18 protein-coding genes are annotated in these 15599 nt (G+C 40.8%); 4 read left to right on the top strand and 14 right to left on the bottom strand.

The window, feature by feature from the left end; all coding sequences use genetic code 11:
* Positions 1-7 precede the first annotated feature (7 nt).
* From B7E07_RS03915 to B7E07_RS03870, 10 genes are all read right to left on the bottom strand, one after another.
* On the bottom strand, positions 8-853 hold the full coding sequence (locus tag B7E07_RS03915) for an ATP-binding cassette domain-containing protein (protein ID WP_080844164.1): 846 nt from the start codon (positions 851-853) through the stop codon (positions 8-10).
* On the bottom strand, positions 840-1706 hold the full coding sequence (locus B7E07_RS03910; RefSeq protein WP_080844163.1) for an alpha-D-ribose 1-methylphosphonate 5-phosphate C-P-lyase PhnJ: 867 nt from the start codon (positions 1704-1706) through the stop codon (positions 840-842). The genes B7E07_RS03915 and B7E07_RS03910 overlap by 14 nt, the downstream gene beginning before the upstream one ends.
* Complete coding sequence (locus B7E07_RS03905) at positions 1703-2821, bottom strand: carbon-phosphorus lyase complex subunit PhnI (RefSeq protein ID WP_080844162.1); 1119 nt, start codon at positions 2819-2821, stop codon at positions 1703-1705. The genes B7E07_RS03910 and B7E07_RS03905 overlap by 4 nt, the downstream gene beginning before the upstream one ends.
* Entirely contained in the window at positions 2821-3426 is a 606-nt protein-coding gene (phnH, locus tag B7E07_RS03900) for a phosphonate C-P lyase system protein PhnH (protein ID WP_080844161.1), read from the bottom strand. Before phnH ends, B7E07_RS03905 begins: the two co-directional genes overlap by 1 nt.
* Positions 3427-3438: 12 nt before the next feature.
* Positions 3439-3864: a phosphonate C-P lyase system protein PhnG gene (gene phnG, locus B7E07_RS03895; RefSeq protein ID WP_080844160.1), complete on the bottom strand. Its 426-nt coding sequence runs from the start codon at positions 3862-3864 to the stop codon at positions 3439-3441.
* A 195-nt stretch (positions 3865-4059) separates the two neighbouring features.
* Complete coding sequence (locus B7E07_RS03890; protein ID WP_080844159.1) at positions 4060-4761, bottom strand: GntR family transcriptional regulator; 702 nt, start codon at positions 4759-4761, stop codon at positions 4060-4062.
* Positions 4762-4802: 41 nt separating this feature from the next.
* A complete protein-coding gene (locus B7E07_RS03885) occupies positions 4803-5438 on the bottom strand; it encodes a DapH/DapD/GlmU-related protein (protein WP_080844158.1) in 636 nt (211 codons plus the stop codon).
* Between the two features lie 40 nt (positions 5439-5478).
* On the bottom strand, positions 5479-6342 hold the full coding sequence (locus tag B7E07_RS03880) for a PHP domain-containing protein (RefSeq protein ID WP_080844157.1): 864 nt from the start codon (positions 6340-6342) through the stop codon (positions 5479-5481).
* Positions 6343-6657: 315 nt separating this feature from the next.
* Positions 6658-6798: an anti-repressor SinI family protein gene (locus B7E07_RS03875; RefSeq protein ID WP_080844156.1), complete on the bottom strand. Its 141-nt coding sequence runs from the start codon at positions 6796-6798 to the stop codon at positions 6658-6660.
* A gap of 38 nt (positions 6799-6836) precedes the next feature.
* Positions 6837-7433, bottom strand: a complete 597-nt coding sequence (locus B7E07_RS03870; RefSeq protein WP_080844155.1) for a TetR/AcrR family transcriptional regulator — start codon at positions 7431-7433, stop codon at positions 6837-6839.
* 131 nt (positions 7434-7564) lie between these two features.
* Between B7E07_RS03870 and B7E07_RS03865 the strand changes: the two genes are divergently transcribed.
* From B7E07_RS03865 to B7E07_RS03850, 4 genes are all read left to right on the top strand, one after another.
* The gene (locus B7E07_RS03865; protein WP_080844154.1) at positions 7565-8140 is read left to right on the top strand and encodes a TetR/AcrR family transcriptional regulator; all 576 of its coding nucleotides are present in this window, start codon (positions 7565-7567) and stop codon (positions 8138-8140) included.
* Positions 8141-8239: 99 nt separating this feature from the next.
* Complete coding sequence (locus tag B7E07_RS03860; protein WP_080844153.1) at positions 8240-10354, top strand: MMPL family transporter; 2115 nt, start codon at positions 8240-8242, stop codon at positions 10352-10354.
* Positions 10355-10469: 115 nt separating this feature from the next.
* Positions 10470-10694 (top strand): helix-turn-helix transcriptional regulator, encoded by a 225-nt coding sequence (locus B7E07_RS03855; protein WP_080844152.1) that lies wholly within the window; start codon positions 10470-10472, stop codon positions 10692-10694.
* The gene (locus B7E07_RS03850) at positions 10675-11121 is read left to right on the top strand and encodes a hypothetical protein (protein WP_080844151.1); all 447 of its coding nucleotides are present in this window, start codon (positions 10675-10677) and stop codon (positions 11119-11121) included. The genes B7E07_RS03855 and B7E07_RS03850 overlap by 20 nt, the downstream gene beginning before the upstream one ends.
* Positions 11122-11794: 673 nt before the next feature.
* Here the strand turns inward: B7E07_RS03850 and B7E07_RS03845 are convergent.
* Genes B7E07_RS03845 through B7E07_RS03830 form a run of 4 tightly spaced genes read right to left on the bottom strand, consistent with a single transcriptional unit; the run spans position 11795 to position 15599 of the window.
* Positions 11795-12940 (bottom strand): CaiB/BaiF CoA transferase family protein, encoded by a 1146-nt coding sequence (locus tag B7E07_RS03845; RefSeq protein ID WP_080844150.1) that lies wholly within the window; start codon positions 12938-12940, stop codon positions 11795-11797.
* A gap of 15 nt (positions 12941-12955) precedes the next feature.
* Positions 12956-14104, bottom strand: coding sequence for an alpha-hydroxy acid oxidase (locus tag B7E07_RS03840; protein WP_080844149.1), 1149 nt, complete (start codon positions 14102-14104; stop codon positions 12956-12958).
* A 14-nt stretch (positions 14105-14118) separates the two neighbouring features.
* On the bottom strand, positions 14119-14892 hold the full coding sequence (locus tag B7E07_RS03835; RefSeq protein ID WP_080844148.1) for an enoyl-CoA hydratase/isomerase family protein: 774 nt from the start codon (positions 14890-14892) through the stop codon (positions 14119-14121).
* Positions 14893-14927: 35 nt separating this feature from the next.
* The gene (locus B7E07_RS03830; protein WP_080844147.1) at positions 14928-15599 is read right to left on the bottom strand and encodes a methionine ABC transporter permease; all 672 of its coding nucleotides are present in this window, start codon (positions 15597-15599) and stop codon (positions 14928-14930) included.

The following is a 15599-nucleotide window of genomic DNA, read 5'->3' as shown; positions in this document are numbered from 1 at the left end:
CCCTTTCTTATAGCAGAGAATGAACGAGCTGCTGCGTATATGCATGCTGCGGATCCTCTAGAATTTGATCTGTCAAACCTTGTTCAATCACTCTTCCTTCGAGCATAACGAGTGTTCGGTCTGCAAGCATGCGGATCACCCCGAGATCATGCGATACAAGAACAATACTGATTTGCAGTTCATGCTGAAGACCTTTGATCAAATCAAGTACATTTGCCTGTACAGACAAATCCAGACCTGTAGTTACTTCATCAAGCAGCAGCAACGGAGGCTTATTTGATAATGCTTTTGCGATTTGCACACGCTGCTGCATTCCACCTGAAAAGTTCTTTGGTGCTTCCTTCCTGCGATGCACAGGAATATTTACCTGGTTCAGCAGGTCACTTCCTCTTTCTTCCATAACACCTACATTTGTGCCTCCTGCTGCAATCAGCTTTTCTGCTATATTTCCGATGGAGGAGAAATCCATTTTTAAGCCAAGCAGCGGATTTTGATACACCTTTCCGATCATATGATTGCGAATATACCGCTGCTGCTGGGAGGATTCCCCGAAAAGATTTTGATGTCCATTTTCATAGGAATTCATATAGGCTTCCCCACTGGACACTGGCTGATCGAAATACAGGCACTGCATTAATGTTGACTTGCCGCTCCCGCTTTCACCGACAATGCCAAGCACTTCTCCGGGAAATACATCAAACGAAACCTCTCTGCACGCATACACCGTTCCGCAAACCCGGCAGTAATTTTTAATAAGAGAAGGCGAATCAGCTTGCCTGCAATGCGAGCAGCCTTTCCCGAATTGCTTATTTAAATTTTTCACCGATAATACTGGCTTTTCAAATTGATTCATTGACTGCCTCCATTCCTTGGACTCCATTTAACGTATCCAAACAATAGCTTGTATCATTGCATTGATAGACGGTTTCTGATGTTTCTTCATCAATCAATTCATCTAAAAAAACATCTGCAGCGCCGCATAGACGGCATTGTTTTCCAGAAAACTCTTCTTTTTGAAACGGGTAATCTTCAAAATCCAATGATTTTACCTTCGTGTAAGGAGGAATAGCATATACCTTTTTCTCCCTGCCTGCTCCAAGAAGAATAAGCGCTTCACTATCTTCCATTTTAGGATTATCAAACCTCGGTATCGGACTTGGTGCCATCACATAACGATTATTTACGAGGACAGGATGATCGGCTCCAGTTGTCATGTTTCCATACTTCATAATTTGTTCAAACAGCATAAGCCATGCACCGCTATATTCTTTTTCACCATGAAGCTTTTTCGTTTCCATTTCACTTGGTTCATAAGAACGCAGTGGTTCTGGAGTGGGCACCTGCAGAATTAGAATTTGCTTTTTGGTTAACGGCACCTCAGGAATGCGGTGGCGGGACTGTATCAAAGTGGCTTCTGCAGTCCGGTCTGTCGTTGGCACCCTAGTTGTATCAAAGATAAGTTTTTTAATGCTCACTGCATTGACCGATTCATCTGAGCCTTGATCAATCACTTTTAAAGTATCCTCTTTGCCGATTAGAGAAAGAGTCAACTGCAGTCCGCCCGTTCCCCATCCACGCCCAATCGGCATTTCTCTGGATGCAAATGGAACTTGATAACCAGGGATTGCAATGGCCTTTAGAGTGGCTCTGCGAATCTCTTTTTTCGAGCCTTCATCGAAAAAGGCAAAATTATAAGCATTTTTCATACACTTGCCACCTCTTCTTTTTCCTGCTGCTTTGTTTTCCGTACAGAATCCAGCTTAGATTGGAATGTTACGTAATGAGGCATTTTTAAATGCGAGATAAACCCAGTTGATTCAACAGAATCAATATGATACAAAACAAATTCTTCATTATGGCTAGGAAAATCGGTATTCGGATGCTCAAGACAATAATCCAGGATTCCCATTGCAATCGCTTTTGTTTCATTCTGGCCAAAGCAAAAGCCATAGCCAATTTCGAATTCCATTTCGTTTTTCCCAAGCTCCTTCTCAGCTGTTACTGGCATAAGCATCTCAACCTCTGTCGCTTTCAGTTCCCCAATATAATAAACATCATTTTCATCTATTTCGTCAGTTCCAAGCTGAGGAAGCCCCACCGTTACCGGCAGTGTCCCAACACGAAGCTCTCCTACTGTAGGGTGAGTGGTTCCATAGCCGCGAATGACCGCATATCCTAAGGAAGTAATGGTCCCCGTTTGACCTCTTGTCAGAACCTGCAGTCTTGCACTGCGGCTGGCTGGGAATTCCAAGCTTTCTCTTGTAATATCATCAGGGGTTTCATCATTATTTTCACAGGGAATAATTAATCCTTCATTTCTCAAATAATCGAGCACCTTCGGAAACGTTTTTACCTTTTCCTCTGAATTTACACTTTGCACATTGCTGTTCAGCCATTTTAGAGCCTCATCGTCATTTTCCTGTGAAAGATCAAAATTTAGAAGCCGATGTGTATAATCTGTTGTGGCTCCTAGAATTTGGCCGCCGGGAATGTCTTTAAAACTTGCTGAAATCCTTCGTTCAATAAACATTTGATGTGATTCAATACTTCTTGAATAATGCTTTCTTGGAACGGTCGACCGGTATGCTCTTAATAAAAACACGGCTTCTTCAGGATTGCCCTCTGCCTGCTTAATTGCCAATGCAGCCAAAGTCTCATCATAGAGGCTGCTCTCAGACATCACTTGGTCGACAAGCCCCCGCATACCTGCTTGAATCTTTTCCACTTCAATGCTTTTTCCGCTTTTCACTCTTTCGTACTGCAAACGTTTGATTGACTCTTCGATCGCTTCTGTTCCACCCTTTACTGCTACATAACCCATTAGATCATCACCTGTTTTTCAGTCATTTGAGCTGTCCGGGGAATTGCCAGTAATTGCTGATCTGCATCAATAAGGAAGAGATCAATGCCCAGCGGATATTCTTTGTTTTTAGCAGCGCGCTTTTTTGCCCATCCACGAGGCAGATCTGTTGCAATCACAATACTTTCCGGAATTCCAGGCCCTTTTAGCAGAAACTCTTCTCCACTGCTGACAGACTTTGTTTCAGCAATGATGCTTGCTGATAGATGAGGGTTATATAAAGTGCCTTCCTTCGCCATATGTATTGCCTGTTCTAATGCTCCTGCTTCTGCATCATGTAAAACAAAAATATAGTCAGCTTGCTCTAGCTGTGCCGGTTTTGCATTTGTCAGCTGATAAATCACCTTGCTTATGATTTCTTCCTTCTCTGATAGGACTTTAAAAGTTACTTCCTGATCAAGCATAGTAAGAGCCAATAAAAGCACCGACTGATGATCACTAAGATAATTTTCACCCTTTACCAACAAGCACTCCCGCTGCAGGCTGGCCAGTTCTCCTGGTCTTGAGATAGCGTCTACTAATTTCCTGTAGACAGATTGAACATCATGAACTATATTAAATTTCATTGGTTTCACTCCTTATGAAACATCCATATTTTCAAAATTTACTTTTGTTTTTAATATGTCAGATTGCATAGCTGCTTTTTGCTGATTTATTCTCTTCTCCTCTTCTAAAAGACGGGGAATCCAATTTTCTGTTATTGATACATTCGCTCCAAAAGCTGCATCCACAACAGCTAGGTTATATGCAAGCTCAGGATGATCTCCCATAACGATTCCAACGCCAATGCTTTCTTCTACTTGCACTTTACACTCTGTTACGAAAACCTCTCCTGGATAATATAAGCTCTTCTTAGAAGTCTCTCTTACCTTCAGCATAACTAAGCCATTCTCAGGTTTCTGAATGATCTTTACGTCAAAATTTCCGAATACCTCTTCAGCGAATTCCTTCACTAGCTCATGGGAGCCATTGATCAAAATTTCCGTTCTTCTTTTTCTTTTCATACAATAGCCTCCGTTACTGTCTTTGTCCTGCACATTAAATGTACCTTGTTGCCAAGTGAACGAACGTAAAAGAACCGTTAAGATTTGTTTGTGTTTTGTAAAGATGAAAAGATAGTGGCAGCAGCCGTTATGAAAGGAAAAAACATCATATACAAAAACCGCCAAACACATTGCGTTTGGCGGCCACAAATCTATTTAGAGCACATATGTAAAACAGTCACTGCGATACAGGATCTTTGAATATTCCAATACCTTTCCTGATTCACGATCCTTACAGCCTGATTCAAGCACAAGCAATGGTACAAGACTGGGACACTTCAACACTTCACGAGAAGATTCATCCGGGAACTCCACAGTAAGTTCACTCCGCATAGATTCAAATTGACTAAAACCATGCGTTCGATAATATTGAAAGATGGATGTAATGTTTTTCCCTTCATCACCAATCTCCTGAAAGACCTTCTGCGGCAAAAAAGAAGTATGTATGGCAATTGGGCAATTTTCTACGATCCTCAGCCTGCTTATTTTATAAACAAGATCCCCCTGTCTCGCCTGCAGCACATGATAAATCTGCGGATCATACTCGATAGGTTCACAGCACAGCAAACTGGTCCGAAACTCATAATTCAACCCCTGCATTTTCTCGCTAAAGCTTACATCTCCCGTTAAGATCAGAGGAATTTGCAGACTTTGATTTTGCACAAAGCTTCCTTTTCCTTGCTTTGAAAAAATATAGCCTAATTCCTGCAGCCGTTCATATGCTTTGCGAATAACCATCCTCGGCACTTTATACTGATCTGCCAAATCATTTTCTGAGGGCAGTTTATCACTCGGTTTATACTTTCCTTCTCGAATTTCCATAATCATTCTGTCTACAACTTTGGCTTTACCAGACATAGGACTTGCTCCTTTCAAAAGAAATCGAAGCCTTTTTTTCATCACCCATGCTTTTTAATAAACAGCTCAACATCGTTTAAGTCATCCAGGTGATTTTCGAGCTTTTCTCTAGGCCAATCCCACCAAGAAACCTTTTCCAGTTTCGCGGCAATTTCATCTGAAAACCTTTTTCGAATAGGTTTGGCTGGCACTCCAGCCACTATGGAATAGGGTTCAACATTCTTTGTCACAACCGCACCCGCACCCACGACTGCTCCATTGCCTATTTCCACACCTTTCATAATAATGGCACCATGACCAATCCAGACATCATGACCAATTTTCACTTTATGACTTCGGCGCCAATCAAAAAACGCTTCATCATCGTTTTCCTTTAACTGGTACTGTAATCTGCGATAGGTAATGTGATGCTGGGAAACCCGATCCATTGGATGCTGAACAGGATTTATGCAGACATGTGATGCAATGGAACAAAACTTCCCGATCTCAGAATAGTTAATTGTTACATCTTCCATTGTGTATGAATAATCACCAATAGAAGATTCTATCAATTTATTGTTTCTTCCAATGGCCGTCCATTCTCCGGCAAAACAATTTATAATCTCACATGATTCCTCAATAAGCGGAACAATCGATCGATTTGCTGGCGTTTTAATAGGCTGATAGATGACTGGCATGTTGAAATTCGCCCCTTTCTATTTTCATGAAAAACCCTATTTAAACCTTAACTCCCCTTTGCTGTTTTCTTTCTTTTAGCTGTCTAACAACATCAATCCCAGGATTTCTGCTCCCAATCACTACTGGTTTTTCATCATACGATCCATGAAAATCGGATCCGCCAGTTTCGATGAGGCCATACGTTTTCGCTAAATATTTCGCTTGTTCTTCATCTTCACGCTTGTGCAAAGGATGCCAAATTTCGATTCCCTGTAAACCCGCTTCAACCAAATCAGGTACAAGTTCGAAGCTTTTATACTGGCCTGGATGGGCAAGGACAGGAACTCCTCCTGCTGAGATAATTGCTTTCACTGCTTGAACCGCATCAAGATATTGCATTGGGATAAAAGCAATGCCAGGCTGTTCTCCATTTTGACCACGGCTAAACAGTTTTTTATAAAGCGGACCATAGATAGAATCACAATATCCTCCCTCAATTAAAGCCTGCATGATATGCTGCTTATATACCCCTGTTCCGCCATGCGCCAATTCAAGGCACCGTTCCCAAGTAATTTGATAACCAGCCTCGATCAGCCTCTTGGTCATTTTCTGTGAAGCACTATGCCTTCTTTCAACGAGCGGCTGGACAATCTTTTCAAGTTCTTCATCACCTGGTGTTATAAAGTATCCAAGGATATGAACACGGCGATTTCTCTCAAAATCATATGCTGAAATTTCTATCCCCGGAATGACCTCGATCCCCTGCTGCTGCCCCTTCTCAATTGCCTCTTCCAGCCCCTTCGTTGTGTCGTGATTGGTAATAGCAAGATGAGATACTCCGTTATAATTAGCCAATGCTAAAACATCATCAATCGTATATGATCCATCTGATATATTTGTATGACAGTGAAGCTCTGTTTTCATAATAAAAGCCTCCCACATGGTTTTCTTCAAGAATACCTTGGCACCAAGTTCAGTTGGTTAAAAGAATGTAAAAGTTTTCAGACATTTTTGTAAAGAAAATGAAAGGGATTAGTATGACGAAATAAAAAATTAGTCATTAGAATGGTTGATCGGTAACTGATGGGCAGAAGCTAAACCTTTACTTTCCTTACTATTCACCTGAGCTTAGCAGGTAAATTCCTCAGGTTCTGTTCATTTATGAATAAAAAAAAGCACCTTAGCAGGCACTGTATGGGGATAAAATACTTTACGTTGTAAAATGATATATATGAAAATTTAATCAGCAACTCTATCCACTTGAGCTTTTGCATGTTCATAGAAAAACTCTCTTACTTCTTCTGGAGTGAGACCAAGCTCCTTTGCCGCCTGGATTAATATCACCCATTCTTCATCTATAAGCCCATCTCCACTCTTCATTTCCCCTCAACCCCTTATAAACTTGATCCTATTATGTATTATTTATCATTAATCAAACCATACAACAGGATGTTAACAATCTCACTTGCCAAATCTTCAGCATTTCTTTTACCTGTTAAAAGTTCTGTTAAGGTCAGTCTCTCAATGGCACCTATCACACATTCAGCTGCAATTGCTATGTTCATTTGAGGTTTAAAGTAGCCGCTTTCTGCTTCTGCACGAAGATTTCCACATATCTGTTCCGTCATTTTTTGCTTGATGAGGATGGCTTCTTGAGAAGAATAAAAGCCAATTCTGGTTAAGTCCGGATTCTCTGAAAAGAAGCGCAAGATTCTGCCCATTCCATAAGATATTTTTTCAGCAAGGGATGGCATTTCAACTCCAGGTTCAATCTTGCTCTCCGAAGTTAACACAGATAGTCTTAGCTGAAACTGGTGAACTAGCTCCTGATAGATATGTTCTTTGCTCTCAAAATAAAGGTAAAAGGCTGGCTGTGAAACATTCGCTTTTTTTACAATCGTACTTACCTTTGTTTCATGGTAACCACAAGTTGCAAACTCCTGCGCTGCCACCTCTAATAAAATTTTCTTTGTCTGCTCCCCGTTCGCCCCTTTTTTCCTTCCTCGAATCGCCATATTGAACATCTCCATTTTATATTACTTTCAAGTAATATTATGACTGAATTTTCCTAGAAATGTCAATGTCATATTTCATTTAGTACAACTAGGCTAAATGAAATATAATAAGGGTTGAGGTGAGTTTTTTTATGGCACGGGAACGCAAATTTTCACTTGAGGAACTTTACAGACAAGTGAAGCCCTTACTATTAAGCAATGGGTATGAAGGTTTTACTTTCAGCCATCTGGCAGACGCTCTGAATGTAGCCAGAGGAACCATATATAAATACTTTGAGAATAAAGATGAATTAATTACTGCTTATATGATTTTCGAGATGGAGCAGTCTCATAAAGAGCTACAGCAGATCAGTCATATCAAAGATTTTAATGGACAGTTTGACTTCCTGATTACGTTCATGTTTCAAAATTCCAATTTGCAGCGGTTAATAGAAATCGGCAAACAAGTACAGTCTTCTACAGAAGTGGTGAAGAAAAACAAGCAAAGATTGATGGAAATGCAAATTGATATGTATAAACACTTGCAGGATTTTATCAGTCTTGGAAAGCAGGAGAACATATTAAAATCTCATTTGCCTGACACGCTCATTTTGGGCTATATTTTCCAATCAATCGCCATTCCGAACCATTTTGGAATTCCACAGTCGATATGGGTTAGCTCAATCAAAGACATGCTTCAATCAGGAATGTTTGAACGTAATAATTGACAGAAGTGTCACTTATAAAGATAATGAGTACAGCAGGTCTTTTATAGACCTCTTTACGACTAAAGTGACACTATTGTCATATTGAGAGGAGAAGGTAAAATGAAAGGGTTTCTTCAGACCGTCACCGACTGGGTTTCCACGAAAAAAGGAATGTGGATTACACTATCCGCATGGTTAGCTGTTACAATCTTATTTACGATTTTCGGGCCTAATCATAAGGATTATGAAGTCTCAAATATAGCGTCCTTGCCTGATGATGCACAATCCGTTATTGCAGAAAGTAAGCAAAATGAATATTTTGAGAGTGAAAAAGGGATTCCAGCCATACTCGTTTTTCATAGAGATAACGGGGAACTAAGCACAGAAGAACTTGTATCGGCACTTCAGGCAATAGAAGGTGAAGAGATAGAAGGAATTAAGGAATTAATTCCTCTTGCCGCTCTTCCTCCAGCTGCTGCTGAATCATTTGTTTCTGAAGATCAGACAACTGCTTCCCTTCCATTAATCTATGAGGATTCAATGGAAACGAAAGAAATTCAATATGCGAATCATCAGATCAGTGAGATTATTGCTGAAGAAACAGATCTTAAATTGTTTATTACCGGCCCTGCAGGCATCTCATCTGATTCAGTTGATTTATTTTCAAGAGCCGACTTGGTTCTGCTGTTCTCTACTGTTGGCTTAATCTTAATTCTTTTAATTGTGATTTATCGCTCACCATTACTTGCACTTATTCCATTGCTCGCTGCTGGTTTTGTATACCAGGTTGTAATGAAATCACTTGGTTTCCTTGGGGCATCTGGACTCGATCTCAGCCAGCAAACGATATCAATCATGTCGATCTTACTGTTTGCTGCTGTTATTGATTATTCACTTTTCGTCTTTTCTCGTTATCGTGAAGAATTAAAGACATATGAAGACCGCTTCGATTCCATGAAATCAGCGATGCGTGAAACGGGCTTGCCTGTCTTCTTCTCAGGCGGAACCGTTCTCGCAGCCATGCTTGTCTTATTTTTCGCACAGTCAGGTGATTATCGCAATTTTGCCCCAACATTTGCCACCGCAATGGTGATCATCATGCTTGCATCTGTCACATTAGTGCCAGCATTATTTACTCTTTTTGGACGAAAAGCATTCTGGCCGAAGGTGCCTAAAGTGGGCGATGAGCATCTAAATAAAAACTCATTTTGGAGTAAAGTCGCTCGAATCGTTGTTAAGAAACCAGATATGGCTGTAGCGCTCATTGCAATTTTCTTAGTTGTATCCTCCTTAAATCTATTCAACCTCCAGTATGAGTTTGATACGATTAAATCTTTTCCAGAGAATATGCCTTCAAGACAAGGCTATGAACTGCTCTCTGACAAGTTTGCAAAAGGAGACATAGCTCCTGCAACGGTTTTATACGAAGCTAAAGAGGCAATCACTACAGATGATGCTGAAAATCTTAGATTAGCCTTGGAAGATCAATCATTAGTGAGAAGTGTTACAATCTCAGAAACAACCGACGATTCAAAGGTGATTTCCTATTCGGTCACATATAATGAAAATCCATATTCAGAAGAAGTCATTGATGCAATGGAACAGACAATTGAACAATCTGACAATATAATAAAAACCAATAATCTCGAAGGCAATCTCTATTTTGCTGGAGAAACTGCAAGTCTTGTTGATGACCGCAGTGTGAACAATCGCGATATTGTTGTCATTGTCGCACTTGAGACGATTCTTATTTTTGTCATGCTGATCTTCTTAACAAAATCCATTAAAATGCCAATCTATATGATTGGAACTATATTGGTATCGCTGCTGTCGGCATTAGGATTAGGGGTATTTTTATCAGACCTCTTCTTTGATATTAACGCCATCAGCAATCGTGTACCCTTATATGCCTTTGTTTTTCTTGTTGCACTTGGCATTGATTACAATATCATTCTTGTGTCACGTTTTCAGGAGGAACGCAAAAAATATCCTGTTAAAAAAGCGATTGAAGTGGCTGTCTCCAGTACCGGCGGCGTTATTTCCTCTGCTGGGATTATTCTCGCCGCAACCTTTGCTGTCTTAATGACACAGCCCATTCAGCTGCTCTTCGTCTTTGGCTTTATTGTTGCAGTCGGGATTTTACTCGATACGTTCCTGATTCGGGGGGTACTGCTTCCTGGACTGATTGTCATGCTGGAAAAGGATGAGCATACAGAGAAGGAAAAGCAAGAATAAGATCTTAATATAGATGATGAAAAAGAACCTGTTCAATTCAGGTTCTTTTTTATTATGCAATTTATATTTTACATAATGTAATTTATATGTTACCTTCATTTCATGGAGGGCTGCTATGAAAAATAATGTGAAACTGGCTCGAATAAAGGCAAACTTAACTCAACAGCAGCTGGCAGACGGTGTGGGCATTACAAGGCAAACGATCAGTCTGATTGAAAAAGGAAAATATAATCCTTCCCTGAAACTGTGCCTGCAAATTTGCTACAGAGTAAACGCTCAATTAGATGAATTATTTTGGATCAGCGAGGAGGAATTTAACAGTGAAGAAAATAACCGATGAACGCCTAATCATGAAGAATTTAAAAAATGTCAGAATCGCTTTTGCAGTCCAGTCTTTAGGAATTTTTGCCATTCTTTTCTACGAATTTCTCCAAGGCGGAATAGACCAAATGCGTGATAACCCGCTTTGGCTGGTATTTATGGTTACTGTGATTGTACTTGCCTATTTATCCATGAACATTAGTGTTGATAGTGAAAGCAATCTAAAAAAATCCAATCACTCCCTTCAGATTAGTGCCATTGTTACTTTGCTGATTAGCCTGATCGTAGGAATCCTTACAGCAAATACGCCTGGCTATGGTATATGGGATGGTGCACTCATCGGCGGGATTATTTTTATCAGCGGACTCGTTCCTTCTTATTATATATTCCGTTTGAGAAAGCGGAAGGAAGCAGAATTTGGAGAAGATGAGGATGAAGATGAATAGGGCACAATGGCAGCTGGAAATCAGTGGGGAGTTTGTTTCCCTCTGATTTTTTGATGAGTTTATATGAGAGTGTGAATTTTTTTTGGCAGTTTTTTTCTTACTCGACTATTAAACCGAAAATCTTCTCTATTATAGATTGGTTTTCGCTTTTTTAAAAAAATGAAGTCGTTTTCGGGTCATTGGACTAGATTATTTTGAGTTCAATAGCAAAATTTATTGGTTTCCTATCAATTTTTATTGGTTTCCTATAAAAATTTTGGAGTTTCCTATCAAAATTTTGGAGTTTCCTATCAAACCTCTGCTACTTCCTATCAATTTTTTCAAGTTTCCTATCAAACATCCGTTTTTTCCTATCAAATCGCTTTTTTCAACCAATAATCAACTAGTAAACAGGTCAGATTTCGTTTTTGCGTGAAATCATAACCTGTTCCCGCCCGCCACAGTTCAATTTTCACCGCTTATTCAGGGGTTCCTATCAAAATTTTTTCGTTTCCTATCAAAATTTTGGAGTTTCCTATCAAACCTCTGCTACTTCCTATCAATTTTTTCAAGTTTCCTAACAAAAATATGCTCTTTCCTATCAAACATCCGCTCCTTCCTATCCCTCCATTTTTCTCTCTGCCAGCGCGAAAAAAAGTGGCCTGCCAAATGACAAACCACTTCCACATGTACACTATAAACCAAGTTCCGCACGGATTTCTTCGTTATGTTCTCCCAGCTTTGGAGCAGGTTTTGATAGTTTGGCAGGAGTTTGTGAGTATTTTGCTGGGAATCCCAGTGTTTTTAAGGTACCAAATTGCTGGTGCTCGTATTCGAGGATCATTTCGCGTTCCTGGATATGCCGATCATTCATCGTTTGATCATAGGAATAGATGGGTCCAGAAGGAATGCCGTTTTCTTCAAGTAATGCAAGCCAATGAGCGGATGAATATGTTCGCAGCACATTCTCAATATCCTTTTCAAGCTGCTGGGCATGCTCATTTCGTAATGAATTGGTTGCATACCGCTCGTCTTGAAGCCATTGGGGTTGATCCGCTACAAACAGGCAAAATTTTTCCCATAATTTTTGATTCGCTGCGCCGATTAAAATAAACCCATCTCCAGTAGCATAACCTTGATATGGAGCCGCGGCACGGTGGGCTGTTCCATTTCGTTTCGGGAGCTGACCTTCGCCAAAATAGGCTGCTGCCTCCCATACAGTCCACGCTAAAGCTGAATCGACAAGAGAAACATCGATATATTGCCCTTGACCTGATTTCAGCTTGTGGATATAGGCCGTCAGCACCGACTGAATAGCCGTTTGCGCTGCTGCAATATCATGAATGGCAATGCCGACTTTTACAGGCTTTCCGTCTTTTTCGCCGGTCATATCCATAATGCCAGACAAGCCTTGTGCCATAATATCAAAACCGCCTTTATTTTTGTATGGACCTGTTTGACCATAACCAGAAATTGAACAATAAATGATACTTGGGTTAAGCTCTTTTAATGTCTCATAATCAATTTTCAGCTTTGCTGCCACCCCAGGACGAAAGTTTTCAATAAACACATCTGCTGTTTTCACAAGCTCATAGAGAACTTGTTTGTCTTCCTCTTCCTTCAAGTTTAGGCAAATTCCCCTTTTGTTGCGGTTGACCATCATAAACATATGACTCTCTCCGTCTATGTAGGGACCCATTCGCCTCGTATCGTCCCCGCCTGGAGATTTTTCCACCTTGATCACATCTGCTCCCATATCACCAAGAACCATTGTACAGTAGGGGCCGGCTAAAATTTGGGTTGCATCAATGACTCTCATTCCGCTTAGTGCCTGTGTCATTACCATTACCTCCCCTTAAGTTGTATGAACCAATTTCACAGAAGCAAGCTCGGCAATACTTGAAGCACCAGCTAATGAGATTGATACCTTTGTTTCCTGGATAAAGTTCTCCAGCAGCTTTTCTACTCCCTTTTGTCCGCCGGCTGCCAGCGCATATACAAAAGGTCTGCCGATGCAAACAGCATCTGCTCCTAACGCGATTGCTTTTACTACATCTGCTCCCCGCCGGATACCGCTGTCAAATAGCACAGGAATTTGTTTATTAACTGTCTTGGCGATCGCTGGTAATGCCGATATTGAAGAAACGACACCATCCAGTTGTCTTCCGCCATGATTTGAGACAATTATGCCATCAATTCCATTCTCAACCGCTAATCTGGCATCTTCGGGATGCAGAATTCCCTTCAAAAGAATTGGCAACTTCGTTCTTTTTTTAAGCTCGGCAACATCCTCCCAATTTAAAGAGGGATGATGAATATTATCAAGAATTCCTTGAATAATGCTTTCTTCACTTTCATCAGGAAGAGACTGGAGAAACACCTGATCACTTTCATAATTCCCTTTGCCATAGCCTAGCTTTAACGGTGAAAAACGATTCCGCAAATCCTCTTCTCTCCAGCCAAGCATAACGGTATCTACGGTTAACACGATTGCTTCAAATCCTGCCTTTTCAGCTCGTTCAGCCATATGAAAGGAAACATTGCGATTGTTCGACCAATACAACTGGAACCACTTCGGACTTAGAGGGGAAGTTTCTGCTACTTCCTCTATGGAATAGCTTGAAACAGTGCTTTGTATAAATGGAATTCCGCAGTGTGCAGCTGCTTGTGCGACAGCTAAATCAGCATCTTCATGTGCAAGCTTCAGCATACCAACTGGTGCAAGCAAGAAGGGATGGTCATATTGTTTTCCAAAAAGTGTGATGCTTGTATTGATGCCAGATACATCTGTTAATACTCTTGGTACAATAGACTGTTTTTGAAAATCCCTCCGATTGTTTCTTACTGTTTCCTCTCCCCCAGCGCCAGAGCGCACATATCCAAAGGCACCGGCTGACATAACGGTCCGGGCTCGCGCTTCCAGCTCTTCGTATGAAATAGGAAAATAATCGCTTGAATTCATATTTTGCAGCAAGGCATCCTTACTGTTTACAGGGACAGCCATTTCTGGTCACCATCCTACTTAAAATTTGGTTTTCGTTTTTCTAGAAACGCTTGAATGCCTTCCTGATAATCTTCACTTTCAAAAGAGGCAAGGATAAGTTGTTCAATATTTTCATCTTCTTCAATATCACCGTTTAAAACGGCTTGAATGACTTTCTTTGTTCCGTTTAAAGCCAGTGAAGACTTTTCAGCAAGCTGACTTGCGTAATCATAGGCAGATTTTAATAGTTCCTCGTATGGCAATACATAGTTGACAAGTCCAATCTCATGGCCTTCCTGCGCTTTCACAAGCTTTCCTGTATAAAGCATTTCTTTGGCTTTTGATGCTCCCACTGCATCAATAAGCCTTTTCGTGCTCGATAGATTATAGACAATCGCCAATTTCGCAGCCGTTATGCCCAGGAGGCTTTCATGTGAGGCAAAGCGGAAATCACACGCAAGTACCAGCTCCAGTCCGCCGCCAATCGCTAAACCTCTTATGGCCGCAATCGTTGGTTTTGGAAAATGATATAGCTTTTCCACAGCCTTCAGAGCAATGGTATTATACTGCTTCGCTTTTTGTGCTGAAGTCCGATTCTGTAAAAATTCACTGATATCGGCACCGGCACTAAAGGCAGATCCATCTGCACCGCATAGTACCACCACTTTTACTTCCTTATCATGTTCAATTTCATCCAGCAGAACGGAAAGCGTCTGAAACATGTTTAAATTAAATGCATTTTTTTTGTGAGAACGGTTGATGATGATGCTCGCAATCCGCTTTTCCTTTTTCCAATAGAGTTCTTCCAATGAGCAGCCTCCTTTCTAGCATTCTTGTAAATACACTAATCCTTTTTCAAACGTGCAGCTAATCTGTTTCCAATGGTTTGAATACTTTGCACTAAGATTATTAGAATCAGAACCGTTGCATACATCACGTCTACTTCATAGCGGAGATGCCCGAACCGATAGGCTAAGTCACCTAAACCTCCAGCTCCGACGAGTCCAGCCATTGCAGTTGCCCCAATTAAGCCGACCGTAGCAATCGTTAATCCTAAGATAAGAGAAGGGCGTGCTTCACGCAGCATCACATTCCAAATAATTTGACGTGTCTTGATGCCCATTGCTTTATAGGCCTCCAGCACACCATTATCTACTTCCAATAAAGCTGTTTCTATGAGTCTGGAAATATACGGTGCTGTATAAATAACAAGCGGAACAATAACCCCTTGGACTCCGATCGTTGTCCCGACGATAAATTTGGTGAAAGGCAGAATAAAGAATAGTAAAATAATAAAGGGCACAGAACGAATAATGTTAATGATTAAATTTAAACCGCCATACACCCATTTGTTATGCAGCGTTTGGCCAGGCCTTGTTAGAACAATGAGAATGCCGAGGGGCACACCAATTAAAATGGAAAATAAAAGTGAAACACCAACCATCTGAAAGGTCTCTACGACGGCCTTGCCAATAATCGGCAGCCATTGATCTGTAAATTGCTGAAATCGATCCAT

This window comes from Cytobacillus gottheilii (assembly GCF_900166665.1).
Classification (GTDB): domain Bacteria; phylum Bacillota; class Bacilli; order Bacillales; family Cytobacillaceae; genus Cytobacillus; species Cytobacillus gottheilii_A.
Note: the sequence above shows the minus strand (reverse complement) of the source record. Positions and strands in the feature narration are given on the sequence as shown.